Origin of the sequence: Nocardia puris (genome assembly GCF_003315035.1) — a bacterium.
GTDB classification, from domain to species: domain Bacteria; phylum Actinomycetota; class Actinomycetes; order Mycobacteriales; family Mycobacteriaceae; genus Nocardia; species Nocardia puris.
The window spans coordinates 387,084-411,821 of the sequence record NZ_QNRE01000001.1 but is presented as its reverse complement, the minus strand read 5'-3'; the positions used below and the strand labels follow the sequence as shown (position 1 = coordinate 411,821).

Here is a 24,738-nt window from a genome sequence, read left to right as displayed (position 1 = left end):
GCCGTCACAAGAATGCCGAGGAATTGTTTGTGACGCGGCGTAGTCCTCGGCCGCGGGGCGTATTCCTCGCGGATTTCGATTGTACTGTTCGATTGTTCGGCGAATCCGGTTCGCCGCGTCGCCGATGTCTGATTCGCGAGGGCGCGACGGTTGTGAGGAATGGATGACATCTCGATCCGAGGCGTTGGAAGACAGTGTCGCCGAGAAGGATTCGCGGCCGGCTTTCGCGTGGCGCGAGGTGTCGATCGTCGCGGGCGCCGCGGGATTGTTGTTCCTGCTGCGGCTCGATCGCTATCGGATCGGTGGCGACGAACTGTATTTCGTCGCGGCGGGGCAGCGGCCGGACGTGAGTTACGCCGATCAGGGGCCCGTCGTGCCGTTGCTGGCGGCTTTGGCCGACCACCTCGCGCCGGGGTCGACGGTGGCGCTGCGGCTGCCCGCCGTGGTCTGCACGGTGGTCGCCATCGTCCTCAGCGCCGTGCTGGCGCGGGAGTTCGGGGGCGGGCGGTGGCCGCAGACGCTGGCGGCGCTGGCCTACGCGACCACGCCGATGGCGGTCATGCAGTCGGCCATGCTGAGCACCTTCGCCCTGGACATCACGCTGACCGCGCTGGTGGCCTGGCTGCTGATCCGCTGGGTGCGGGTGCGCGACGACCGGTTGCTGCTGGCGGCCGGACTGGTCGCGGCCCTCGATTTCCAGGTGAAGTGGTTGATCCCGATCGTGTGGGCGGGGTTGGCGGTGGGGGTGCTGCTCTTCGGCCCGCGAGAAATGCTGCGCCGGCCCGCATGGTGGGCGGCGTCGGTCGTCTTCGCGCTCTCGGCCGTGCCGATTCTGTGGTGGCAGCACAAGAACGGCTGGCCGCAATTGGCGATGGGCGGGATAGTCCGGGACGAGCAAATGGCCACCGCCTCGCTGGTCGCGATGCCGTGGACGATGATTCAGGTCACCGGCGCGCTGGGATTGCTGCTGCTCGCCGGAATCTGGGCGGGGCTGGTCTCGGAACGGTTCCGCCCCTACCGATTCCTGATTCCGATGATCGCCCTCGGATTGCTCGGCGTGGTGCTCGGCGGTTTGCGCCCGTATTTCGTGGCCGGTGCGTTTCCGGGATTGTTCGCGGCGGGCGCGGTGTATGTGGCGCAGCGGAAATGGGACCGGCGAGCGCTGGTCGCCGGTAGCTCGCTCGTCGCGGTGGCGACCGCGATCTGCGTGGGGTTGGTCGTCGCGCTGCCGCTGCCGGAATCCCAGCTGCGGCAACCCACCGACCGGTACTCCCAGATCGACGCGCGCAGCAAGTTCTTCGGCCCCAGCGGGTGGGAGAGCCTGGTCGCGGGCGTTGCGGAGGCCCATCGCCGAGCGCCCGCGAACGGTGAGACCGTGATCGTCACGCAAAACTATTGGCAGGCAGCCGCACTCGACCACTTCGGCCCCGCCTACGGACTGCCCGCCGTCTACAGCCCGAACCGCGGATACGGATTCTTCGGCCCACCCCCGGACACCGCGACCACCGTGCTCTACGTGGGCGTGGACGACCCCGGAACCGCCCTGCCCCTCGACTTCACCGAAACCACGCCTCTGGCCGGTATCGACGAACCCCTCGGCTTCCCGGGCGTGAATCGCGATGTGACCGTGTGGCTTTGCCGCGATCCGGCAGTGTCGTGGTCGCAAGGTTGGCCCGAGATGCGCACACTGGTTCTCGTGGACGGCACGGAGCGCTAGCGGCGCAGTAGAACCGGCTGCGGATACCGGACGAAGCGCCACCCGAGTCCGCTTGCGTGTCGGCGAAGCCGCCCGCCTCCGTCGCCGGTCGAAGTCACCGAACTCGCGGATTTCCCTGAGCGACCGCCGACATCACCCGCTCGGCATGGAGCCCTTCACTCCGCCAGTGCCGCCTCCAGCATCGGCCAGGAATTGTGTAGGTCCCGCTCCCAGTAACCCCAGGAGTGCGTGCCGCTGGGGCGGAAGTCGAAGGTGGCGGGAATGTCCAACTCGCGCAGCCGGTCCCGCAGTTGGGCGGTGCACAGGTTGGCGACCGCGTCGAGCACGCCGCCGATCACGAGCTGATCGGCGAGCTTCACCGGATTGCGCTCGATGTCCGGTCCGTCGAGCGTGTCGAGCGGGCCGGGCCTGCCGTTGCCGGTGGCGACGTAGATCGCGGTGCCGCGCAGTTCGGCGGCGCGCAGGTAGGGATCGTTGGCGGCCCACAGCGCGTCGGTGGGCGGTCCCCACATATTGAGCGGATTGCCTTGCCGCCCCACGACGATCGCGTCCACCAGCGCCTGCCCGCTCGGATCGCTGGTGCGCACGCACCCGCTGTAGGAGGCCACGGCCCGGAACCGGTGCGGCGCTTCGATCGCCAGTTGGAACACCGCGGCCGCGGCCATCGACAACCCGGCCACGGCGTTGGCGCCGGTGGTGGTGAACGCGGTGTCGATGACGGGTGGCAGCTCCTCGGTGAGGAAGGTGGTCCACCGGTGCCGCCCCAAGCGCGGATCGTCGGCGCGCCAATCGGTGTAGAAACTCGCGCCGCCCCCGACGGGCATCACCACGTTCACGTGCTTGTCGGCGAAGAACGTCTCGGCGTCGGTCTTGGTGAGCCAATTGCTGCCCTCACCCCAGATCTCGGTGTCCGACCCGCCGTCGACGCCGTTGAGCAGATACAGCGTGGGCGCGGGCCTCGTGCTGTCGGCGGCGGGCAGCACGATGATCGGCACGGCACGGCCCATGGCCGCCGAGTGGACCCTCAACTCGAGCACGCGTCCCGGCCCGGCCGTGGCCGTCTCCAGACGCGAGCCGTTCGCCGCGGGTTTCGCGGCCGCCATCGCCCGAAGCGGCGCGTCCCCCGGCACACCGGGATCAGCCGGGGCCTGGCCGTACGCACAGCACAGCACCGCGGTGACCGCCACCGCGCCCCGCGCCACACCTCGCCGCCCGCGAATGCCCACCGCACCACCACCTCACGATCAGGGAAAAGTGGGGTCAGGCTACGACCGGCCGCCGCCGCGCCGGGACGGGTTGCCCGAGGTTTGGGCACATCGCCAAACCGGCGTGGGCGGGCTTGGTTCCGGACATAACAGCCGCGCGCCCCGCCGCGGCGCGCGCGGACTCCGGTCGATCGGGTTACGAATCCCCGCATCGTTTGGTCGAATTGGAAGACCCGCCGGTTCTGTATCGCCGACCCGCTCGAATCCGTCGGAGGCGCGGCGGGTACCGGGCGGCGGGGTTGCGCCGAGAGGGAGGGGTACGCCACCATCAGTACTTTTATGATAACCATTGTCATTAAGCTGCGGGAAGTGCCGGGCCCGGATGTCCCGGCGCACGGCGGCACCGGCCGTCGCACGGCAGGGACGCGGCGGGCGCGCGGTTGACGGGACGCTGAACGGGGAAATGTTGGAGAAGGGTTTGTTCCTGAGGCCGCTCGTGAGTGGGCTGCTGCGGGAGGTGCTCGACGCGCCGGACCTGGTGTCCGGACTGGTCGAGGCGTTGGGATCGCCGGTGAACATCGTGGTACCGCAACAGATGACCGAGAACGCGGCGGCGTTCCGGGCGGTGTACCGCGCGCATCATCTCAGCGGCGGTGTGTATTTCGCGCACAAGGCGAATCGGTCGAGCGCGCTGCTGCGCCAGCTCGCCGCGGGTGACACCGGCGTCGACGTGGCCTCGCTCGGCGAGTTGCAGCACGCGCTGTCCTGCGGTTTCGCCGGGGACCGGATCATGGCGACCGGGCCGAAGGACATCGATTTCCTGTGGCTCGCGGCGCGGGTCGGCGCGATCGTGAACGCCGACTCGCGCGAGGAGCTGGTGGCACTCGCGGAGCTCGTCGAGCGGCACGGGTTGGCGCCGGTGCGAGTGATGATGCGGCTGGCCGCTTTCGACTCGCCCGGGGTGAAGGTGCTGAGCAGGCCCAGCCGATTCGGCGTGCATCAGCGCGAATTGCCCGGCGTGCTGGACCTTCTCGACGGCCACCGCGACGCTCTGACGTTACTGGGCGTCGCCTATCACCTGGACACCAACGGCTTGGACGAGAAGGTGCTCGCGCTGGAGGGGTGCCTACTCGCCATGCGCGAGGCTCTCACGCGCGGATTCGCGCCCACGGCGATTGATATCGGCGGCGGCTTCGGCGTGAACTACCTGGCCGACCGCGGCGAATGGGAGCGCTACACAACCGAACTCACGCACTCGGTACTCGGCCGGCGCCCGGCCATGACGTGGCACAACCACGGTTACGGTCTGCGCGCCGAGGCGGGCACGCTGCGCGGGGCGCTCGGCGTCTATCCCGCCCACCGGCCCCTCGCGGGCCCGAAGTACCTGGGGGAACTGCTGACTCGCACGGCGCCCTCGCTGGGCAGGCCGCTGGCCACCCTGCTGCTGGAGAACCTCTACGACCTGCACGTCGAACCCGGCCGGGCGCTGGTGGACCAGTGCGGTCTCACCCTGGCCCGGGTGGCGGAGGTGCGCACCACCCACGACGGTGACGTCCTGGTGCGGCTGGCCGCCAACTCCCGCGACATCAGCACCGAGGACCATGCCGTGCTGATGGATCCGGTCCTGCTCGGCACGCGCCCGCCCGACGCCGAGCCCTCGGAGGTCTACTTCTCCGGAAACCTGTGTCTCGAAGACGATTTGATCACCCGCCGGAAGGTGACGCTGCCGCGGCTGCCCGTCCCCGGCGACGTGCTGGCGTTCGTCAACACGGCGGGCTACTTCATGGATTTCGCGGCGGACCACGCGCTGATGCAGCCCATCGCCCCCAAGGTCGCGGTCTACCGCGACGCGGGCGTGTGGAAATGGTGTCTCGATGAACAGTATTGGCCCGTGAAAGGTGATCGCGCATGAAGTACGACAGCATCCTCGACGTCATCGGGGATACGCCGCTGGTCCGGATCGATCCGGCCGTGCACGGGCTGCACCACATCGACCTGTACGCGAAGCTGGAGATGCTCAACCCGTTCGGTTCGGTGAAGGACCGCCCGGCCTGGAACATGGCGCGCGACGGACTGGCCGGTGCGGTGGAGCGCGGTGATTCGATCGTGGAGCTCTCCAGCGGCAACACCGCCAAGGCGCTGGCGGTGATCGCGGCCATGCACGGGCTGCCGTTCAAGAGCGTCACCAACCGCATGAAGGTGCCCGAGATCAAGGATCTGCTCCTGCTGCTCGGCGCGGAGATCGAGGAACTGCCCGGCCAGACCGAATGCCTCGACCCCACCGACACCGAGGATCCGCTGACCCGCATGTACCGGAAGCTCACCGAGGACGGCGGCGGCCACCTGCACACCGACCAGTACTTCAATCCGCGCAATCCCGAAGCGCACCGGTCGAGTACGGCGCCGGAGATCATCAAGGATCTCGACGGCCAGGGCCCGGACATCTTCCTCGCGTGCGTCGGCACCGCGGGTTCGTCCACCGGCGTCGCGACCGTGTTGCGCGAACACAATCCAGCGGTGTCGGTGGTCGGCCTGGTCGCGGACAAGTCGGATTTCATTCCCGGCATCCGCAATATCGACGAGGTCAACGAGGTCGGCCTGTTCGATCCGGAGAACTACGACACGATCGAGGCCGTTACCGCGCAGCAGGCCATCGACGGGATGCTCACGCTCAACCGCCGGTGCGGCATCCTCGGCGGACCCACCTCGGGCGCCGCGTACTTCGGCGCGGTGCGCCACCTCGCCGAGATCGACGCCACGCTCACCGAACGCCGCACCGCCGTGTTCATCGTGTGCGACCGCGTGGAGAGCTACATGAGCTACGTCCGCAGGCTGCGGCCGGAACTGCTCGAGCAGCCGCCCCGCCCCGATTCGGTGGACACGGTGACCGGCGCCGAGGTCGCGGCGGTCGTGTCGATGGACGTGGCCGACGCGCGGCTCTGGCTCGCGGCGGAGCGGCCGCTGGTGGTGGACCTGCGCGGCGCGTTCGCGTATTCGGCGCTGCACATCGAACATTCGATCAATATCGTGGACGAGCTGTTCGACGAGCTGATCCGCGGCGGGCTGCCGTTCGGGGCGGGCAAGCCGGTGCTGCTGGTGTGCCCGGTCGGCGAGAAGTCCGCGCGCTACGCGGCGCTGCTGAGCAGGATGGGGCACCGCGACGTGCGCAGCCTGCGCGGCGGTGTGGTGGCCTGGCGCGACGCCGGCGCGCCGCTGGTGCGGGACTGAGCCATGTCGACCTCGACCGATACCTCCGTGCTGGACCGGCTCGCGCCATGGCAGGCGCGGTTGCGCGCGGAATTCCCCATCCTGCACCGTGATCCGGGCCTGGCCTACCTGGACAGCGCCGCCACCGCGCAGAAACCCGCGGCGGTACTCGAGGCCGTCACCGAATACCTCACCACGACCAATGCCAACGTGGGTCGCGGTTCCTACCCGTGGGCGACCGGGACCGCCGCCCGGGTTGAGGCGGCGCGCGAGCGCGTGCGGAAGGCCCTGGGCGACAACGGCACCGACTCGTCGGTGGAGTTCGTCGGCGGAACCAGTCACGGGTTGCGCGCCGTCGCGCAGGACTGGCTCGCGTATCTGCTCGCCGACGGCGACGAGATCATCGTCCCGTTCGGCGACCACGAGGCCAACCTGCGCCCCTGGCTGGACCTGCGAGACGAGCTGGCGCGGCGCGGGGTGCGGGTGACGGTGGTGCCGATGCCGGTGGACCCGGCGTCGGGCGACTACGACCACCGCGCCCTGCCCGCGGTGGTGACGCCGCGCACGCGGTTCGTCGCGGTCACCCACGTGCACCACGTGTTCGGCGCGGACATGAACGTGCACCGGGTGCGCGAGGCGGTGGGCCCGGACGTGCCGATCTGCCTGGACGCCGCGCAGAGCGTCGGGCACGGGCCGGTGTCGGTGGCCGAACTGGACGTCGATTTCGTGGTGTTCTCCGGGCACAAGATGATGGCGCTGCCCGGCGTCGGGGCGGTGTGGGCGCGCAACCGGCGCGGGCCACGTTTCGCCTTGCGCGGTTGGGAAGGCACGCCCAACACGGCCGGAATCATCAGTGTGGCAGCGGCTTTCGACTGGCTGGAGGGCGCCGGGCTGGAGCGCGTGCGGGAGTGGAACGCCGCGCTGTGCGTGCGGCTCACCGACGGGCTCAGCCGATTGGCGGGTGTGCGGGTGCTGGGTTGTCAGCACAGCCTCACCGCGGATTCGGCGGCGCAGCGCCGGGAGAGCATCGTGACCTTCCAGCACGCCCGGGTGCGCTCCGACGACCTGGGTTTCGTGCTTGCCGACGAAGGGATCATGGTGCGCGCCGACAATCACTGCCAGGCCGGGCGCGCCGCCGGGGACGCGGCCGTGCGGGTCAGCGTGCATGTCTACAACACCCCCGAGGAGATCGACCGGCTCCTCGCGGTGGTGGGTCGTTGTGAAGGGATGACGAGTTGAGCCAGACCTGGCCACCTCAGCGGGGCGTGCGTCCCAGGTAGGCGGTGCGGGCGGTGAGCAGGCCGAGGTCGGCGCGGTGGCCGAGCCAGTGGGCGCCGGTGGGGTCGAGCAGGAGTTCCCAAGTCGCGCGGTCGTTCTCGTCGAGGAACGGTGTCGCGCGGGCGACGCGGGCCGCGAGTTCCTCGATCACGACGGTGCGCACCTGGTCGGACACCGGTGCCGGGAGGTCGAGCAGTTCGGTGACGCTGGTGACCTCGACCAACCCGGCCGCGCGCAGTACCTCGGTCCAGCCCCGGCGCTGGCGTCGCGCGCCCGTCCGTCCCGCGAACCACTGGGTGGACCAGCGGTTGTGCGCCTCGTCCAGGCGGATCTCCAGTCCGGGCAGGCCGACGCCCGCGTCCCACGGCAGGCAGCGGGTGGGCAGTCCGCCCTCGGCCACGCAGAGGGTGCCGCCCGGCCGCAGCGCCGACGCCAGCGCCCGTACCGACGCCTCCCAGTCCAGGGTGTGGTGCAGGCACGCCGACGACCAGATCGCGTCGACGGGCTCGGGCAGCGGCGGCGCGCCCTCCTCGAGGTCGTGCGCGACCGGGAGCACCCGCTCGGCGACACCGGCCTCCCGCGCCGCCGCCATCGTGGCGTCGAGCATGGCCGGGTCCAGATCCACCGCGTACACCCGGCCGCGCGGGCCGACCGCCGCCGCCATCGCCACCGTCGCGGACCCGGCTCCGGGGCCCACGTCGACCGCGATGTCGCCGTCCGAGATCCGCAGCGGCGCGAGCAGCCGACGGGTCACGTCGAGGAACACGGCCTCCGCGGCGGCGGGGTTGCGGGTGGAGGTCCCGACCCCTGGGCGGACCGTCCGCTGGTTCGTGGTGGTCATGCCGGCGATCATAATGAACATCATTTCCATCTACCGGAGGTGGGTCGGCGTGCCGCGGACGTATCGCCCCGCGCCGTGAAGATTTTCTTAAGGATTTCGATCCGATCCCCCAGAGGAAAACAATTCCCGAGATCGGCCGGATCGCCGAACGCGGCACCCTCGACGCGTTCTTCCTCGCCGACAACCCCGCGATCCGCGAGGACTCGCTGGTCAGACCGGGCGGGCGCGCGCTGGAGCCCTCCACCATCCTGGCCACCGTCGCCGCCGCGACCGAGCACATCGGGGTGATCGGCACGCTCTCGACCACGTTCAACGACCCCGTGGAGCCGGCCGAGCGCTTCCTCACGCTGGACCACCTCAGCGGTGGGCGCGCCGCGTGGAACGCCGTCACCACCTACAACGCCGCCGCGGGCGGCAACTTCGGCCTCACCTCGCTCCCGGATCGCGCCACTCGGTACCGGCGCGCGCACGAGTTCGTGGACGCGGTGATCGCGCTGTGGGCGGCTACCCGCTCGACGAGCCCTTCCCGGAACCGGCGCTCGCCGACCCGGCCGACCCCGACGTCTTCGCCGCCTCCCTCGGCTTCCGCGAATCGCTGGTGCGCGGCATCCGGGAGCGCGGCCCCGGATTCACCCTGCGGGACGCGCTGTTCGAGTTCGGCTCGGGTGGGCACCGCCGCATCGTCGGCTCGCCCGAGGAGGTGGCCGACACCATCGAGGACTGGTTCCACGCGGGCGCCGCCGACGGTTTCAACCTCGTGCCCGACGGATTCGCCTCCGGTCTGGAGATCTTCGTCGACGAGGTGGTCCCGATCCTGCGCCGCCGCAACCTGTTCCGGCACGAGTACGCCGAGACCACCTTGCGGGAGCGTTTCGGCTCGCCCCGGTGCGCGTCAGTTCGGCGGCATGACGTGCGGCGCGAGTTCCGACCGAGAGGACCACAACCATGAGCCGACCGCGGCTGCTGCTCAACGCTTTCACCATGAACACCGCCACCCACGTCTCCTACGGGACGTGGCGGCGCGAGGACGCCAGGCAGACCGAATTCCACACCCTCGAACCGTGGCTGGAGCTGGCCCGCATCCTGGAGCGGGGCGGGTTCGACTCGGTGTTCTTCGCCGACGTGGTAGGGCTCTACGACGATTTCGACGGCGGGTGGGACACCCACGTCACCGAGGGGTTGCAGATCCCGAATCACGATCCCTCCGCGCTGGTTTCGGCGCTGGCGTCGGTGACCGAGCACCTGGGCATCGTGATCCCAGTTCGGTGCTGCAGGACCACCCGTTCTCGTTCGCGCGCAAGATCTGCACGCTGGATCACCTCTCGCGCGGGCGGATCGGGTGGAACGTGGTCACCAGCGCGCTGCGCAACTCCGCGCGCAATTTCAACCTGCCCGACCGGGTGGAACACGACGCAAGAAGCTGACGGGCTCGGACTTCCTGCCGGATTCGCATCCGGCGCGCCGGTGGCGCGGGGCGTTCAGCGAGGAGGCGGTGGCGACCGCGCCCTGAGTGTGCATGACTACGGTGTGAGGGCGTAGTCGGTCAAGGATATTCGGTCTCGGGCGATCGTGGAGCGTGGCAATGAAAGCCGTTGCCATATTCGATAGTTCTCGGGTTCGGGCCGATTCGCCGGTGCGGGACGCTCCTTTCGGGCCGGAGTCCGATCGAATGTAGTACGGTTTCAATACGTAGATAGCGCACTCCTCCGGGAGTGCGCCGACCGGATCGGGAGCGTCCCCATGACCACCGCACCGCCGCGCGCGCGGCGCCTCCGCCTCGCGATCACCCTCGCCGCCGTGTGCGCCGTCGTGGTGACCGGGATCGTCCTCGTGGCTCGCGAACAACGCGACGCGCCCACCTCGGCCGCACCCGGCCCGGCCGCGGTGGTGCGACCCGACAGCCACCGGCTCGACGCCCCCGAGGGCGCCCGCGTGACCTTGGTGGAGTTCCTCGATTTCGAGTGCGAGGCGTGCGCCGCCATGTATCCCGTGGTGGAGCGGCTGCGCGAGGAGTACCGCGACCGCGTCACCTTCGTGGTGCGGTACTTCCCGGTCCCCTCGCACTTCAACGCCGAACGCGCCGCCCGCGCCGTCGAGGCGGCCGCGCGGCAGGGGCGGTTCGAGCAGATGTACCAGCAGATGTTCCGAACCCAGGCGGGCTGGGGCGAGCGCCGCGTGCCGCTGGACGAGGTGTTCCGCGGCTTCGCGCGCGAATTGGGCTTGGACATGGCGGCTTTCGACGCCGACTACGCCGACCCGCGCGTGGGCGAGCGGGTCCGCGCCGACTTCGAGGACGGTCTCGCCCTCGGCGTGCGCGGCACCCCGACCTTCTTCGTGGACGGCGAGCCGATCGTCCCGAACGGCTACGAGTCGCTGGCCGAGGCACTCGACGCCGCGCTGCGCTGAGGGGCCGGCGCCTACTCGGTCACGCGCGCGCTGCCGTGCTATCACCACGGGTGCTCGCCGCCCCGTCGAGTGCCATCCGGTGCCGCGGGTGGTGCACGCGTCGTAGCAGGTCAACGCGTTCGTGACGGGGGAGTGCGCCGTGGGGTGCGAGGGGGTGGCATCGGGTGCCCGCGAGAGCGTCCGCGATCGGGTCGCGGCCGCAACACGATTCCCCCGAGTTGGCGCGAGAACGCGGGCACGCGGGGTTAGCATGTGCGCACTGGTAACGGTGGATTTGCCAACCCCTAGGTGGTTTCGATGACCAGAGCTGTGCCCGGACCGGTTGCCCTCGGCGACGACGCCGCGCGGACACTGGCGAACGCGACGAAATCCGTCCCGCAGATGGAGTCCGTCAGCCCCCGGTGGTTGGTGCATCTGCTCGACTGGGTGCCCGTGGAGGCCGGTATCTACCGGCGCAACCGCGTCACCCACGAGCAGACGGTGGACATCCAGTGCGACAATTTCGACGAGTCGCCCCTGCCCGAGACGTTCATCGACTACGAGCGTGAACCTCGCGAGTACCGGCTCAAAGCCGTGCACACCATCCTGGACGTGCACACCCGCGTCTCGGATCTGTACTCGAGCCCGCACGATCAGATTGCCCAGCAGTTGCGGCTCACCATCGAGGCGATCAAGGAACACCAAGAGGGCGAGCTGATCAACAGTCCCGACTACGGGCTGATCTCCAATGCCGCCGACAAACAACGCATTCCGACCCTCGCGGGCCCGCCCACCCCCGACGATCTGGACAACCTGATCGCGAAGGTGTGGAAGGAGCCCGGCTTCTTCCTGACCCACCCCGAGGGCGTCGCGGCGTTCGGCCGGGAATGCACCCGGCGCGGTGTGCCGCCGCCGACGGTGAGCATGTTCGGGTCGCAGTTCCTCACCTGGCGCGGCATCCCGATCATCCCGTCGGACAAGGTTCCGCTGGTGGACGGCAAGACCAAGTTCGTGCTGGTCCGCAGCGGGCAGTCCCGGCAGGGCGTGATCGGCCTGTACCAGCCGGGCCTCACCGGGGAGCAGGGCCTCGGACTGTCGGTGCAGTTCATGGGCATCGACCGCAGCGCCATCGCGTCCTACCTGGTGTCGCTGTACTGCTCGCTGGTGATCCTGGTCGACGACGCGGTGGCCGTGCTCGAGGACGCCGAGGTGGACAAGTTCCATGACTACGCGCCCGAGTACCGGAAGTGAGCCCGATCCGGCGGCCGCCCGCGCGGCGGACCTGCCGGACCCGGCCGCACTGAACGCCCTGGCGGCCCAGTTCTTCTCGGCCCTGCCGTCGGCGTCGGCAGGTGCGCTCACGCCGGGCGCTCTCGGCGTGAGCGGTCCCCCCACGGGACAGGTTGCCGGGATTCCGGGAGCGGTCGCGAATGGTGCCGTGCCCTCTGGGGCGTGGACGCCTTCCGGTGATCTCGCCGGGTTGACGACCCCCGGCGGCTGGTCATCGCACACGACCCAGGCGCCGCCCGCGCACGCCGGCGGCCGGCCCGCCGCGTCCGGGTCGCCTGCCGCACCCCCCGGTGGGCGCACCCCGGAGCCCACGGTCCCCGGCCGCCCGGCCGACGGCGCGGATCACGCTGTGCCGGGCACGAATTCGTGGGCACCGTCCGGGTCCGGGGTCCCGGGATACGGCAGGTTGTCGCCGACCGGCGTCTCTCCCGCCGGATTCGACCGGGCCGCGCGGCCGCCCGCCGCCGACCCCGGCTTCGATCATTCGGCTGTCGTCCCGCCCGGTACGTCCGGAGTCTCGCCGAACGCTGCCTCCGCACCGCCCGGTGGTCGCACCTCGGACCCGCATGTCCCCGGTCGCCCCGCCAACGGCGCGGATCACGCTGTGCCGAGCGCGAATTCGGCGACGAACCCGAGTCGCGTGGCGGCGCAGTCGAGTTCGGCGCCCTCGGCAGGGGGCGCGCAACCTCCGGCTATCCCGTTCGGGGACGCATCCGGGTATCTCCCGCCGTGGGAGGCGATTCTGCCCGCGCCCCGCACGCTGGACGCCGCGCCCGCCGTCCCCACCTCCGCGGCACCCGCGTTCTATTTCCTCGATCGGTCATCGAGCGCGCCCTCGTTCGCGGACACCCGCGCGACCGATTTCGCCCCCGATCCGCACCCCCCGTTCGACGTGGACGCCGTGCGCGCCGATTTCCCCATCCTGCGCGAGCAGGTGAACGGCTACCCGCTGGTGTGGTTCGACAACGCCGCGACCACGCAGAAACCGCGCGCCGTGATCGACCGGCTCACCCACTTCTACGAGCACGAGAACTCCAATATCCACCGCGCCGCACACGAATTGGCGGCGCGCTCCACCGACGCCTACGAACAGGCCCGCGACACCGTCGCGCGGTTTCTCGACGCGGGTTCGTCGGAGGAGATCGTGTTCGTGCGCGGCGCGACCGAGGGCCTCAACCTGATCGCGCAAACGTGGGGCCGTGCCAACGTGCGGGAGGGTGACGAGATCGTCATCTCGCATCTGGAACACCACGCCAATATCGTGCCCTGGCAGATGCTCGCCGCCGAGACGGGCGCACGCCTGCGCGTGATCCCCGTGGACGACAGCGGGCAGGTGCGCCTCGACGAGTACACGGCGCTGCTGTCCGACCGCACGAAACTCGTGTCGGTGACCCATGTTTCGAACGCGCTCGGCACCGTCACACCGGTGCGCGAGATCGTGGAGCTGGCGCACCGGGCCGGGGCGATCGCGATTGTGGACGGCGCGCAGTCGGTACCGCACACCCGCGTCGACCTGCAGGCTATGGACCCCGATTTCTTCGTCTTCTCCGGCCACAAACTGTTCGGCCCCACCGGGATCGGCGTGGTCTACGGGAAATCCGAAGTGCTGCAAGATATGCCGCCGTGGCAGGGCGGAGGCAACATGATCAGCGATGTGACGCTGGAACGTTCGCTGTTCCAGCCGCCGCCCGGTCGATTCGAGGCGGGCACCGGCAATATCGCCGACGCCGTCGGCCTCGGCGCCGCCATCGAGTACGTCGAACGTCTCGGCATCGAGAACATCGCCCGCTACGAACACGATCTGCTCGCCTACGCCACCCCGCGCCTGGCCGCGATCCCGGGCGTGCGGTTGATCGGGACGGCGGCCGACAAGGCGAGTGTGCTCTCCTTCGTGCTCGACGGCTATGAACCGCTCGATGTCGGAAAGGCGTTGAACGAGCGGGGCATCGCGGTGCGCGCCGGACACCACTGCGCGCAGCCGATCCTGCGCCGGTTCGGCGTCGAAGCCACCGTCCGGCCCTCGTTCGCGTTCTACAACACCTGCGAGGAGATCGACCGCATGCTCGACACGATCGACCGCCTCGCCCGTGCCCGCCGCTGAACCGTCACGCCGGCCTGCACGCCGACGAGGAGGGTGGCAGCCTCACCCGTGCCCGCCGCTGAGCCGTCAGCGGCGGGCCGGCTCGTCGGTGTAAGCCAGGACGACCGTGAGGAACAGGTCGGTCCGGCGCCGGCGCACCACGGGATTCTCCGGTTCCATCAGGCACTGCACCAGGGTGCCGTCGTGCACCGCGATCAACGCCTGCCCCAGCGCGGCCGGGTCGCGCACGACGCGGCCCGCCCGGCGGATCTGGGTTTCCAGCAGCGGCATGATCGCGTCCGCGATGGCCTGTTCGCGGGCCACCATCACGGCGCGCAGATCCGGATTGCGCAGGGCGTGCGCGGTGAACTCGGCGGTGATGCCGTACCACTTGGCGTCGAACGGCGTCACATCCAGCAGCGCGTCGGCGATCCCCGTCATATCGGCCATGTCGGTGGGCATGGCCGCCAGCGCGGCGGCCATGTCCTCGATCATCCGCGCCGAGCGCTGGTGCCACATGGCCAGGAAGAGCTCCTCGAGCGAGGTGAAGTTCGAGTAGAACGCGCCGCGCGTGTATCCGGCGCGCTCACAGATCATCTCGACCGTCGAATGCCCGAAACCCTCCTCGGCGAACGTGTCGAACGCCGCGTCCAGCAGGCGCTGCCTGGTCTGCCCGCGCCGCTTGGTGACGCGGGGTGCGGGTGCGGCGCCTGGCGCCTCGGCGGCGGGCACCTCAGGCCCCCTTCGCCGGCTTTCGCGCCAGCGCGCGCCCGGCGGCGCGACCGGAGAAGATGCAGCCGCCCAGGAAGGTGCCCTCCAGCGCGTTGTAGCCGTGCACACCGCCGCCGCCGAAACCGGCCACCTCGCCCGCCGCGTACAGGCCGGGCAGCGGCGTGCCGTCGGGACGGATCACCTGCGAGTCCAGGTTGGTCTGGAGACCGCCCAGCGTCTTGCGGGTGAGGATGTTCAGGCGCACCGCGATCAGCGGGCCCGCGGCCGGATCGAGGATGCGGTGCGGCTTGGCGACGCGGCCGGCCTTGTCGCCGAAGTACTGGCGCGCGTTGGTGATCGCCATCAACTGCGCGTCCTTGGAGTACTTGTTGTCGATGTCGCGGTCGCGCGCCACGATCTGGCGTTCCAGCTCGGCCGGGTCCAGTTTCGGGCCGCGCGCGATCGCGTTCATGCCGTCGACGAGTTCGGCGAGGGTGTCGGCGACGACGAAGTCCACACCGTGCTGTTTGAACGCCTCCACCGGGCCGGGCGCGCCCTTGGCGACCCGGCTCTTGAGCAGCAGCTTGAGGTCCTTGCCGGTGATGTCGGGGTTCTGCTCGGAGCCCGAGAGCGCGAACTCCTTCTCGATGATCGACTGGGTCAGCACGAACCACGAGTAGTCGTAGCCGGTGGCCAGGATCGCCTTCATCGTCGTGTTGGTGTCGAAGCCGGGGAAACACGGTGCGGGCAGCCGCTTTCCGTTCGCGTCGAACCACAGCGAGGACGGGCCGGGGATGATGCGGATGGCGTGGTCGGGCCAGATCGGGTCCCAGTTGTTGATGCCCTCGGTGTAGTGCCACATGCGATCCCGGTTGACAATCGCGCCGCCGGCGGCCTCGGAGATGCCGAGCATGCGCCCGTCGACGTGCGCGGGCACGCCCGAGATCAGCGTCTCGGGGCAGGGGCCGAGGCGCTCGACCGGCCAGTTGCGCCGGATCAGCTCGTGGTTGTGGCCGATGCCGCCGGAGGTCACCACCACCGCGGGCGCGCGGAACTCGAAGTCGCCCACCACCGTGCGCGAGGATGCCTTGCCGCGCGCCAGATCGGTGTTCTCGAGCACGCCGCCGCGCACGCCCACCACCGCGTCGTCCTCGACGATGAGCTCGTCCACGCGGTGGCGGAACGCGAAGGTCACCAGACCTTTTCGCTCGGCCTCGAGCACCGGTTCGGCGAATACGCGGACCACCTCGGGGCCGGTCCCCCAGGTGAGGTGGAAGCGCGGCACCGAGTTGCCGTGCCCGTCGGCCAGCGCACCGCCGCGCTCGGCCCAGCCGACCAGCGGCGTCACCCGCAGCCCGAGCGCGTGCAGGTAGTCGCGCTTCTCGGTGGCGGCGAAGCGCACGTACGCCTCGGCCCACTGCCGCGCCCAGTGGTCCTCGTCGTCGCGGTCGAAGCCGGCCGAGCCGAGCCAGTCCTGCAGGGCCAGCTCGTAGGAGTCCTTGATGCCGAGGCGGCGCTGTTCGGGGCTGTCCACGAAGAACAGCCCGCCCAGCGACCAGAACGCCTGGCCGCCGAGATTGTTGCGGTTCTCCTGATCCAGCACGAGCACCCGGCGGCCCGCGCGGGTCAGCTCGTAGGTGGCGACCAATCCGGCCAGGCCCGCGCCGACCACGATGACATCGGCGGCGGGGGAGTCGGCACTACTCATGGCTGATCCTTCGATCGTGCGGACCGGCGTCGTCCGCTGTTCGATACAAATTTGTATCCGATACGCTACCGCATCCGATCGCGGCCGGTGTGCGGTTCACGGAATTCGCGGAGAGGTCGCCGGGGCTCGAGTGCGCGGGTCGCGCTCACGCGGGTTTCCGCCGTTTCGTGACGTGGACCGTGGTCCGTGCCACCATCGAAGGGGCGCAACATGACTCGCCGAACGGGGAGAGGTTCAGCATGAGACAGTTACCGCCCGAGTTCTTCCGCACGCCCTACGTCTTCTACGAGAAGTTGCGAGCGCAGGGGCCCGTCCACCAGGTCACCTTCCGCACCGGCGTGCGCGCCTGGCTCGTCGTGGACTACGACGCGGCGCGCGAGGTGTTGCGCGACCCCACCGTCCGCAAGGACCCGCACACCGAGAGCGGACTGGCCGCCCGGCGGGGCTCGGCGGGCAACAGCGGCGTCGGCACGGTGAACAGCAGACTGGGCTACCACCTGCTCAACACCGACCCGCCGCGCCACGCGCGCCTGCGCAAACTGGTCACGCCCGCCTTCGCGCCCGCCAAGATGGACGCGCTCGCCCCGCGCGTCTCGGCGATCACCGACGAACTCCTCGACGGGCTCGCCGCCTCGGCCGACGCGTACGGGCGGGTCGATCTGATGGAGGAGTTCGCCCTCCCGTTGCCGCTCATGGTGATCTGCGAGATGCTCGGCGTCCCGTTCGCCGACCGCGCCCGCTTCAAGGAGTGGTCGGCGATCGTCTCCGACGTCACCCTCTCCGACCCGGTCCGGATGCAGGAGGCGACCGACGCCATCGTCGACTACTTCGACGCCGAACTGGCGCGCCGCCGCGCCGGGGCCGGCGGGAACGATCTGCTGTCGGACCTCATCGCCGCGAGCGATCGCGACGACCGGCTCACCGACGACGAGATCATCTCCATGGCGTTCCTCATCCTGATCGCGGGGCACGAGACCACGGTCAACCTGATCGGCAACGCGGTGCTGACCCTGCTCGGCGAGCCCGCGCGCTACCGCGCGCTACGCGAGGATCCGGGCGGCGTGCCCGCGCTGCTCGAGGAGGTGCTGCGCTACGACGGCCCGGTGAACATGGCCACCTTGCGCTACACCACCGCGCCGGTGGCGCTCGGCGGCACCGAGATCCCGCCGGGGGAACTGGTCCTCGTCGCGCTCGGGTCGGCCAACCGTGATGACAAACACTTCAGCGCGCCCGGCGAATTCGATCCCGGCCGCGGCGCGAGCGGGCACCTGGCGTTCGGCCACGGCATCCACTACTGCCTCGGCGCGGGCCTGGCCCGGCTGGAGAGCCGCGTCGCGCTGACCGGCCTGCTGGCGCGCTATCCCGACCTGCGGCTGGCCGTCGATCCGGAGGACATCGCGTGGCGGGAGAGCATCCTGTTCCGCGGGGTACGGGACCTGCCGGTCGAACTCGCGCCCGAGCCGGCACTGCGCTGAGGCGGTCATTCGTCCGGGATTGCGCCCGCGAGCTTTGCGCGGCCGCGCGGGCGGGTACTCTCGGTGCCCATGACGAGCGGTAGCCGCATCGCGATCGTAGGTGCGGGCATTGCGGGCCTCGCCTGCGCGAAGGTGTTGGGCCGGGAGGGTTTTCCGGTCGAGGTGTTCGAACGGGCGCCCGACGTGGGTGGTGTGTGGAGTGCGACGCGGCGCTATCCGGGGCTGCGCGCGCAGAACTCCAAGCACACCTATCACTTCTCGGACTTCCCCATGCCCGAGGACTACCCCGCGGTGCCCGACGGTGCCCAGATGCAGGCCTACCTGGAGGGATACGTCCAGCACTTCGGACTGCGCGAGCAGGTGCGGCTCGGCACCGAGGTGGTGGCGGCCGACCCGGTGGACAGCGGATGGTTGCTCGAGGTCCGCGACGAGAACGGCATCCACCGCACCTCCTGTGATCACCTGGTGGTCGCCAACGGCGTCTACAGCGAACCGGCCATGCCGGACATCCGCGGCGTCGACGCGTTCCACACCCTCGGCGGTCAGGTGGTGCACTCCTCGCAGTTCCACGATGTGGAGGCGGCGCGCGGCAAAACGGTGCTGGTGATCGGCTACGGCCAGTCCGCGTGCGATATCGCCGAGGCCGTCAGCCACGTCGCCGCGTCCACCACGGTGGTCGCCCGCCGGTTGCTGTGGAAGATCCCGCGCAAGCTGGCGCGCGGGCTCAGCTTCGAACGCCTGCTGCTGAGTCGCCTGGGCCAGGCGCATTTCCAGCACCTGGAACCGCGCGGCCTGGAACGGTTCCTGCACGGCGGTGGCCGCAGCTTCCGCGACACCGATTTCGACGTGCTCCAGGAGATGGTCACCAAGCGGCTCGGCCTGCGGGAGCTGAACCTGGTGCCGGAGGGCCGGTTCGAGGAGATCGCGCAGAGCAGCGTCGGCGTGGTCACCGACGGGTTCTACGAGCAGGTCCGCGACGGGCGCATCACCGTGCTGCGCGACACCACCGTCGACGAACTGTCCGCCGGCGCGCAGGGCCCGGTCGCGTGGCTGTCCGACGGTGCGGAGCTACCCGCCGACCTCATCGTCTGCGCCACCGGATTCCAGCGGCGCGTGCCGTTCCTCACCCCGTACATCCAGCGGCAGCTCACCGACGAGGACGGCAACTTCCGCCTCTACCGGCACATCCTGCCCGTCGAGGTCCCCAATATCAGCTTCGCGGGCTACAACTCGTCGGTGGTGAGCACCCTGAGCTCCGAGGTGGGCGCGCACTGGATCGCCGCGCTGCTCGCAGGCCGCCTCGCCGTGCCCACCCGCGAGCAGATGGGCGAGGAGATCGACCGGCGGCTGGCGTGGATGTCGGCGGGCACCGACGGCCACCACGCCCACGGCACCACCATCACCCCGTTCGCACTGCGCAACCTGGACGAGATGCTGGCGGACCTGAACCTCCGACTGCCGCGCTCGGCCCGCGCCGCCCAGTGGTTCCGGCCCGTGCGCCCCGCCGCGTACCGGGGGACGCTGGAACGGTCCAAGCCGTCGGTGGAGCCCACCCCGCCCGCCCCCGCCCCGGTTCGCGACCCACATCCGTCGCAGGCGTGAGGGGGCTGAGGATTCCTCCCGCCAGGCTCGGCCTGCGTGCCGCCCGGTGATTCCTGCCAGTGCGCCCCAGCCGGGGACGATGTGAGCCGTCGGTGGGTTCGGCTCACCCGCCCGGTTCCGTGCTCATGACCGCATCCGTTGCAGGCCAGAGGATTGGGGCGTAAGCCGATTCGGCCTGCGTCCGTCGTAGCGCATCGCCCGTGGAGCGGTGCAGTGCGCAGCGGCTGGCCGGAACGCGTCGACAGCGTGGCACACGGTGGCGGGGACAGCGTGGTGCATGGTGGCGGGACAGCGTGGCACACGGTGGCGGGGAGATCGGTGCCGTGCCGGTGAGGGGCACACGCAGCGGGGGGTGCGCGGGCAGGTTCCGGTCGGGCCGCCCTCGCGGATTGCCGCATGCGCAATGCTCGGGGGCTCCGATTCCATCTGTGATAATCCGCGGGTGGACGCCCTCGACCTGAATCTGCTGGTGGCGCTGGATGCGCTGCTCGAGACCGGCAGCGTCACCGGCGCCGCCGAACGGCTGGGCACGTCGGCGCCCGCGATGAGCAGGACGCTGGCGCGGTTGCGGCGGGCGCTGGACGATCCGCTGCTCGTGCGCGCGGGCCGCAATCTGGTGCCGACGCCCCGCGCCCTCGAGATCCGCTACGAGGTGCGCGCGGTGGTCGAGCGCGGGCGGGCGTTGCTGGCGGAGCGTGCCGAGGCCGACCCGGCCGGACTGCGGCGCGGATTCGCCGTGGCGGCCGACGACGCCGTGCGCGCCGGATTGGCGGGCTCGCTACTCGCGACCGTGCGCAAGCAGGCACCAGGGGTGACGCTGCGTTTTCTGTCCGACGACGTCGACGGCGTGGCGGCCTTGCGCGACGGCCGCGCCGATCTCGCGGTGGGCGTGCTCGAACCGGGCGACCCCGAGATCGCGACGCAGCGGGTGTTCGGCGACCGGCTCATCGGGGTCGCGGCGCCACGGCATCCGTTGATCACCGGCCGCGTCACCGTCGCCGCCTATGCCTCCGCCGCCCACGTGGCGGTCTCGCGCCTCGGCCGCGCCCGCGGGCCCATCGACGACCGGCTCGCCCTGCACGGCCGCACCCGCCGCGTGGTCGCCACGGTCCCCGACCTCACCACCGCCCTGCTCGCCGTCCGTCCGGGCGACCTGATCTGCCCCGCCCCCGCCCGCCTGGCCGCGGGCGCCCTGCGCGCACTCGGCCTGCGCACCTTCGATATTCCGCTACCACTGCCCGAGGTCTCGATCGGCATGGCATGGCACCCGCGCAACACCGCCGACAGCGGCCACCGGTGGTTGCGCGAAGTCGTGCGGTCGTTGCTGGCGCCGGAGGGGGAGAAGCGCAAACGCGGGTAGACGCAACGGTGGTGACCGTCAGCTCGGTGCGTACACGCGTCCCACGTGCGTGTGGACGTTGCGGGTGCACGGTAGCCGCCGGACAGCGCTGCGCCGGGAGATCAACGCGCGTGTACCGTCGGCCCCGTACCGGGGGCGGTCCCGTGTGCCGCTGAGGCCGGGCGGGCATGCTTCCGCATCCGGTCACCGGTGCGGGCGTGGACCGTCGGTTGTAGCGGGGAGTGATCGCGTCGGCCTCGGTTCCGGAGACAGGCTCACTCCCCTCCAGCCACACGCGCCGCGCGCCGGCTGTGGCGAGGGAAACTGCTCACCCGGCGACAGGCACGTCGCGGGAGGTGGCCGCCTCTGTGCGGTTACGGCTGGATCGTGCCCGGAGCTCGCTGTGCCGATAGGTACTTGCCGGCCGAATGTGATCGGCGTGCTCCACGAGCCCGTCGTGGCGGCGGCTTCGGTCCCGGTGTTCCGCGTCGACGGCGGCACCGGACCGCTGCCGGGGCTTCGTGAGCTCAGGCGGGCTCGCCGGAGGGGGAGTTCAGGGGGCGGCCGAAGGGGCCGGCCGGGTTGCGCTTGAGTTCGTCGAGCATGGCTTGGAGTTTGTCGACGTGCGAGTTGTCCTCGGTGGGCGCGCGGTGCTGGCTCGCGGCGGGGTCGTCGCGGTCGGGGCGCGGGGCGGTGAGGTTGGCGTCGGGCCGCGAGATCGGGGTGTCGTGGTGACCGTTGCCCGAGGGCGGGACGGGCTCGAACACCGACTCGTAGCCGTAGGTGTTCGCGAACGGCGGGTCCGGATTCGGCGGAACCTGATTGTGCCCGTTCGACTCCGGGGCGGTGGTGAGCGGCGGACGCGAGATGGTCGGTTCCATCCAGTCGTGCAGGGCGGGCGGGATGGCGGTGGGCTCACGCCGCGGCAGGGCGGGCGCGGGCGGGGTGGGCGACGACTCCACGCGGGCCGCGACGGCGCCGGACTCGAAACTGTCGGTGCTCTGTGGCTCGGCGGGAGCGGACGAATGGATCATGTCGTCGGTGAGTCTCGACGTCGCGGCCGGCGCGGCGTCGGCGGGAGTCGACGGGCGCAGGCGCTCGGCGCGGGTGGGGCGCGCCGCGTCGGACGTACCGGCGTGTTCGGCGGCGGTCCGCGCTCCGTCCGCGAGCGGTGGTGCGGAACGCGTGAGGCCGGGGCTGTCGACGCGGGCGGCGTCGGGAGGGGGAGCGTCCGGGTGCGTGAACTCGGTGGCGTCGCCGTGCCGCTGGACGGGCGTGGTCTCCTGCTGCGCCGGCGCGAACTCGTGCCGGTGCGCGGCGTCCGGCCGCTGGTCCCGTTGCGGGTTCTGCGCGGGCGTGAACTCGCGCCACTGGGTGGGGGCGGCCCGCTGTTGCGGGGCGGCGTCGTGGGGTTCGGCGGGCGTGGTCTCGGGTCGGGCGGGTGAATCAGAGGGCCGGAGACCGGTGTTCGTCTCGTGTCGCGGGCCGGAGGCGAGGGCCGCTCCGGTGTCGAGTTGCCGTCCGGTCGCGGAATCCCGCCGCCCGGAGCTTTCGTGCTGCGGCGACGTGTCGAGGGGCCGACCGGAGATGTTCTCGTGCCCGGCGGTCGTGTGCCGCGCGGACGCACTGTCGAGCTGCCGGTTATCTGCGGCCTCGGACCGCACGCCGGACGCGTTCTCGAACTGGGCCTGCGCGCTGTCGAGCCGCCGGGCCGACCCGGTGTCGGCCTGCCCGCTCGCCACGGCATCGAGGCCTTGGCCCGAGGCGATGTCGAACGGCTGGAAGGCGTTGGCGTCGTTCGGCCGTGCCGGTGTGGTCTCGCGGCCGGAGTCGTGCCACCGGCCGGGCGAGTGTTCGCGCCCCGGCGCGTTCGGCGTGCCGACCTGCTCGACGCGCGACGCGTTCGACGTTGCGGAGCCACCACCCGAGGCTTGCTCGGCGCGTGAACGCTCCGTGGACTCGGCAGGGAGGCTGTCAACCGGCCCCACCGAGCCGTCAGTGGACTCGGCCCGGTGTCCTTCCGCGCCGACCGGTGCACCCTCGGCCGAATCCGCGCGGCGCCCCCGGGTGCGCCCGGGGAAGGAACTCCCGGCGGAATCCCCAAGGCGCCCTTGGGTGTGCCCGGAGAGCGTGTCCCCGGTTGGATCCCCCCGGCGTCCGTCGGCGTGCCCGGCGCCCGAATCCCCAACCGCCACCGTGCGCGAGCCCTCAGCCCGCGCACGCGTCCGCCCGGCGCGTGAACCCGGCACTCCGGAATCACCGGCGATCTCTCCCGCGGTCTCGGGCACCTCGAAACGGGCCCCCTCGACCAACCTCGACACGGACTCGGCCCGCGGCAGGTGGTGGCGCGCGGTCTCGGCCGCCGGGTCCGCGCCCTCGAGGCGCGCGCCGAGCGCGGACACGTCCTGTTCGGTGCGGAAGGCCCACGCCTCCAGCTTCTTCAAGCGCGTCTCGATACCGTTGTCGTCGGCCACCTGGGCCGCGACGGCGTCGAGCCTGCCGCTCACGTCGCGCAGGAGCTCCGCGATGCCGGACAAGATCGCGCCCACCGATTCGGCGCCCTGCTGGCCGTGCTCCATGCGTGCTCTACCTTCTTCCCCGTCGATGCCGAAACTGCGCGCGGCCCGGCGATTCTATCCGCCGCCCCCGGCCGTTGCGGGGCGAGCACCGGGGCGGCGCGCGGGCCGGGTGACGCGCCGCGCCGGTGGGCGGGATTGGCGGTAACTATCAATTCGGTTAAGGTCCGATCGCCGCTCCGGCGCGCCGAACAGCGAAATCCTTTGCGACACATCACACGTCAGCCTCCGATGGGTCTCGGTACGGCCACGGCTCACCCGAGTGCGGGGTAAAGGGGACTGGCGGGGAACTAGGGTTCGGGAGCACTCTGGTAGGTGGAGTTTGGTCGCGAGACCGGTGGTGTTCGGGCAGGGGAGTGATCGCGTGAGGACGAAACAGCGCGCGGAGCAGGCTTGCGGACGCCGGACGATGCTCGCGGAATTGGGACTCGGCGAGGTCGACGGCACCCGCGCCATCGCGGCGGGCCGGTCCCGCTACAGCTGCCGCTGCCCGGGATGCGCGGCGGCGCAATGGGATATCCAGCGTCTCAAGTACTGGATCTGCTCCCGGCTGGTCGCCTTCGGCGCCGACGAGGCCGAGGTGGATCAGCGCGTCAACGGCGTGCGCGTCGACATCCTGTGGCGCCGCGACGGCAAGACCTATGCCATCGAAGTGCGCGGCGGCGCGCTCGATCGCACCTTGGCGCTGGAACACACGTCGCTGCTGCGCGACGCGGGATGTGACGGCGTGCTGTGGCTGTGTCAGCCCGGCTACTGGGTCTCGCACCTGCCCGCGCTCGGCATCTCCGACTACGCGCCGCCCGCGTGCGACTACGTCGCGGTGAGCGGGGTGGTCGACACCGAGTACAGCGATCTCGTGGCCCCCAGCCGCGAGCCGATCGAGCTGCGGGAGTTCCTGCGCGGCTGGGTGTCGGGCGAGATCGCGTGGGGATATCGGGACGAGAAGACCGGAGGATGGGCCACCGTGACGGATTGGGAGCGCCACACCAAGACGCAGGCGACGGTCATCGCCCGCCAGCGCGAGGAACTGCGCGATCAGCGCACCGCGCTGGCGCTGTCGCGGAAATCGGTGCGCGACACGGAGAAACAGGTCGTCAAGCTCGCCGCGCGGCTGGACCGCGCCGCCCACGACGCCGACGACCAGGCGGCGGCGCTGGCGGAGATGCAGCGCAAACTCACCGAGCACTACCGGGTGGACGCCACCCTGCGCGCCACCATCCGGACCCTGCAACAGACCGTCGGGCATTGGCAGCTGATCACCTGCTTCGCGATGCTGGTGATCATCACGTTCCTCACCTCGGCGTTCGTGCTGCTCTGAGCCGCC

General features: G+C 70.8%; 18 protein-coding genes and 1 pseudogene. 14 read left to right on the top strand and 5 right to left on the bottom strand.

The window, feature by feature from the left end; translation table 11 throughout:
• The first annotated feature begins 163 nt into the window (after window positions 1–163).
• Window positions 164–1,717, top strand: coding sequence for an ArnT family glycosyltransferase (locus DFR74_RS01875; protein WP_170160688.1), 1,554 nt, complete (start codon window positions 164–166; stop codon window positions 1,715–1,717).
• 155 nt (window positions 1,718–1,872) lie between these two features.
• On the opposite strand, the gene DFR74_RS01870 is transcribed toward DFR74_RS01875, so the two are convergent.
• On the bottom strand, window positions 1,873–2,937 hold the full coding sequence (locus tag DFR74_RS01870) for an alpha/beta hydrolase (protein WP_067504321.1): 1,065 nt from the start codon (window positions 2,935–2,937) through the stop codon (window positions 1,873–1,875).
• A 481-nt stretch (window positions 2,938–3,418) separates the two neighbouring features.
• On the opposite strand from DFR74_RS01870, the gene DFR74_RS01865 reads away from it, so the two are divergent.
• From DFR74_RS01865 to DFR74_RS01855, 3 genes are read left to right on the top strand one after another with little or no spacing between them, the layout of a single operon-like run.
• Entirely contained in the window at window positions 3,419–4,834 is a 1,416-nt protein-coding gene (locus DFR74_RS01865) for a Y4yA family PLP-dependent enzyme (protein ID WP_198161669.1), read from the top strand.
• Window positions 4,831–6,150: a pyridoxal-phosphate dependent enzyme gene (locus tag DFR74_RS01860; RefSeq protein WP_067504239.1), complete on the top strand. Its 1,320-nt coding sequence runs from the start codon at window positions 4,831–4,833 to the stop codon at window positions 6,148–6,150. The genes DFR74_RS01865 and DFR74_RS01860 overlap by 4 nt, the downstream gene beginning before the upstream one ends.
• A gap of 3 nt (window positions 6,151–6,153) precedes the next feature.
• Entirely contained in the window at window positions 6,154–7,368 is a 1,215-nt protein-coding gene (locus DFR74_RS01855) for an aminotransferase class V-fold PLP-dependent enzyme (RefSeq protein WP_067504236.1), read from the top strand.
• Window positions 7,369–7,384: 16 nt separating this feature from the next.
• On the opposite strand, the gene DFR74_RS01850 is transcribed toward DFR74_RS01855, so the two are convergent.
• Window positions 7,385–8,248 carry a class I SAM-dependent methyltransferase gene (locus DFR74_RS01850; RefSeq protein ID WP_170160687.1) on the bottom strand — a complete coding sequence of 288 codons (864 nt, stop codon included), beginning with the start codon at window positions 8,246–8,248 and terminating at the stop codon, window positions 7,385–7,387.
• 131 nt (window positions 8,249–8,379) lie between these two features.
• Between DFR74_RS01850 and DFR74_RS37900 the strand changes: the two are divergent.
• From DFR74_RS37900 to DFR74_RS37740, 6 genes and pseudogenes are all read left to right on the top strand, one after another.
• Window positions 8,380–8,802: pseudogene (locus DFR74_RS37900) on the top strand (LLM class flavin-dependent oxidoreductase); the annotation flags it as partial.
• Window positions 8,745–9,197 carry an LLM class oxidoreductase gene (locus tag DFR74_RS37895; RefSeq protein WP_067504231.1) on the top strand — a complete coding sequence of 151 codons (453 nt, stop codon included), beginning with the start codon at window positions 8,745–8,747 and terminating at the stop codon, window positions 9,195–9,197. The pseudogene DFR74_RS37900 and the gene DFR74_RS37895, both read left to right, overlap by 58 nt.
• A complete protein-coding gene (locus tag DFR74_RS37745) occupies window positions 9,194–9,787 on the top strand; it encodes an LLM class oxidoreductase (RefSeq protein WP_232331641.1) in 594 nt (197 codons plus the stop codon). Before DFR74_RS37895 ends, DFR74_RS37745 begins: the two co-directional genes overlap by 4 nt.
• A 201-nt stretch (window positions 9,788–9,988) precedes the next feature.
• Complete coding sequence (locus DFR74_RS01835; protein WP_067504228.1) at window positions 9,989–10,654, top strand: DsbA family protein; 666 nt, start codon at window positions 9,989–9,991, stop codon at window positions 10,652–10,654.
• Window positions 10,655–10,951: 297 nt separating this feature from the next.
• A complete protein-coding gene (locus DFR74_RS01830) occupies window positions 10,952–11,884 on the top strand; it encodes a family 2A encapsulin nanocompartment shell protein (protein WP_067504225.1) in 933 nt (310 codons plus the stop codon).
• The gene (locus DFR74_RS37740) at window positions 11,856–14,024 is read left to right on the top strand and encodes a family 2A encapsulin nanocompartment cargo protein cysteine desulfurase (RefSeq protein WP_067504223.1); all 2,169 of its coding nucleotides are present in this window, start codon (window positions 11,856–11,858) and stop codon (window positions 14,022–14,024) included. Before DFR74_RS01830 ends, DFR74_RS37740 begins: the two co-directional genes overlap by 29 nt.
• Before the next feature lie 66 nt (window positions 14,025–14,090).
• Here DFR74_RS37740 and DFR74_RS01820 read toward each other — a convergent pair whose 3' ends face one another.
• Together DFR74_RS01820 and DFR74_RS01815 are read right to left on the bottom strand one after the other, a co-directional pair.
• Window positions 14,091–14,735 carry a TetR/AcrR family transcriptional regulator gene (locus tag DFR74_RS01820; protein WP_067504219.1) on the bottom strand — a complete coding sequence of 215 codons (645 nt, stop codon included), beginning with the start codon at window positions 14,733–14,735 and terminating at the stop codon, window positions 14,091–14,093.
• A 1-nt stretch (window position 14,736) separates the two neighbouring features.
• Complete coding sequence (locus tag DFR74_RS01815) at window positions 14,737–16,422, bottom strand: FAD-binding dehydrogenase (protein ID WP_067504216.1); 1,686 nt, start codon at window positions 16,420–16,422, stop codon at window positions 14,737–14,739.
• 239 nt (window positions 16,423–16,661) lie between these two features.
• Between DFR74_RS01815 and DFR74_RS01810 the strand changes: the two genes are divergently transcribed.
• The 3 genes from DFR74_RS01810 to DFR74_RS01800 all read left to right on the top strand — a co-directional run bounded on the left by DFR74_RS01810 (window position 16,662) and on the right by DFR74_RS01800 (window position 20,859).
• Complete coding sequence (locus tag DFR74_RS01810) at window positions 16,662–17,897, top strand: cytochrome P450 family protein (RefSeq protein ID WP_067504318.1); 1,236 nt, start codon at window positions 16,662–16,664, stop codon at window positions 17,895–17,897.
• A gap of 69 nt (window positions 17,898–17,966) precedes the next feature.
• Entirely contained in the window at window positions 17,967–19,499 is a 1,533-nt protein-coding gene (locus DFR74_RS01805) for a flavin-containing monooxygenase (protein WP_084537355.1), read from the top strand.
• A 442-nt stretch (window positions 19,500–19,941) separates the two neighbouring features.
• Window positions 19,942–20,859, top strand: coding sequence for a LysR family transcriptional regulator (locus DFR74_RS01800; RefSeq protein WP_113974911.1), 918 nt, complete (start codon window positions 19,942–19,944; stop codon window positions 20,857–20,859).
• A gap of 506 nt (window positions 20,860–21,365) precedes the next feature.
• On the opposite strand, the gene DFR74_RS01795 is transcribed toward DFR74_RS01800, so the two are convergent.
• On the bottom strand, window positions 21,366–23,417 hold the full coding sequence (locus DFR74_RS01795) for a hypothetical protein (RefSeq protein WP_067504207.1): 2,052 nt from the start codon (window positions 23,415–23,417) through the stop codon (window positions 21,366–21,368).
• Between the two features lie 361 nt (window positions 23,418–23,778).
• Between DFR74_RS01795 and DFR74_RS01790 the strand changes: the two genes are divergently transcribed.
• Window positions 23,779–24,732, top strand: coding sequence for a hypothetical protein (locus tag DFR74_RS01790; protein WP_232331640.1), 954 nt, complete (start codon window positions 23,779–23,781; stop codon window positions 24,730–24,732).
• Window positions 24,733–24,738: the final 6 nt, after the last annotated feature.

Bases quoted from the DNA above. Each gene is read 5' to 3' on its own strand.
- DFR74_RS01875 (WP_170160688.1), top strand. From the start codon at position 164: ATGACATCTCGATCCGAGGCGTTGGAAGACAGTGTCGCCGAGAAGGAT.
- DFR74_RS01860 (WP_067504239.1), top strand. From the start codon at position 4,831: ATGAAGTACGACAGCATCCTCGACGTCATCGGGGATACGCCGCTGGTC.
- DFR74_RS01855 (WP_067504236.1), top strand. From the start codon at position 6,154: ATGTCGACCTCGACCGATACCTCCGTGCTGGACCGGCTCGCGCCATGG.
- DFR74_RS01850 (WP_170160687.1), bottom strand. From the start codon at position 8,248: ATGACCACCACGAACCAGCGGACGGTCCGCCCAGGGGTCGGGACCTCC.
- DFR74_RS37745 (WP_232331641.1), top strand. From the start codon at position 9,194: ATGAGCCGACCGCGGCTGCTGCTCAACGCTTTCACCATGAACACCGCC.
- DFR74_RS01835 (WP_067504228.1), top strand. From the start codon at position 9,989: ATGACCACCGCACCGCCGCGCGCGCGGCGCCTCCGCCTCGCGATCACC.
- DFR74_RS01830 (WP_067504225.1), top strand. From the start codon at position 10,952: ATGACCAGAGCTGTGCCCGGACCGGTTGCCCTCGGCGACGACGCCGCG.
- DFR74_RS37740 (WP_067504223.1), top strand. From the start codon at position 11,856: ATGACTACGCGCCCGAGTACCGGAAGTGAGCCCGATCCGGCGGCCGCC.
- DFR74_RS01815 (WP_067504216.1), bottom strand. From the start codon at position 16,422: ATGAGTAGTGCCGACTCCCCCGCCGCCGATGTCATCGTGGTCGGCGCG.
- DFR74_RS01810 (WP_067504318.1), top strand. From the start codon at position 16,662: ATGAGACAGTTACCGCCCGAGTTCTTCCGCACGCCCTACGTCTTCTAC.
- DFR74_RS01805 (WP_084537355.1), top strand. From the start codon at position 17,967: ATGACGAGCGGTAGCCGCATCGCGATCGTAGGTGCGGGCATTGCGGGC.
- DFR74_RS01795 (WP_067504207.1), bottom strand. From the start codon at position 23,417: ATGGAGCACGGCCAGCAGGGCGCCGAATCGGTGGGCGCGATCTTGTCC.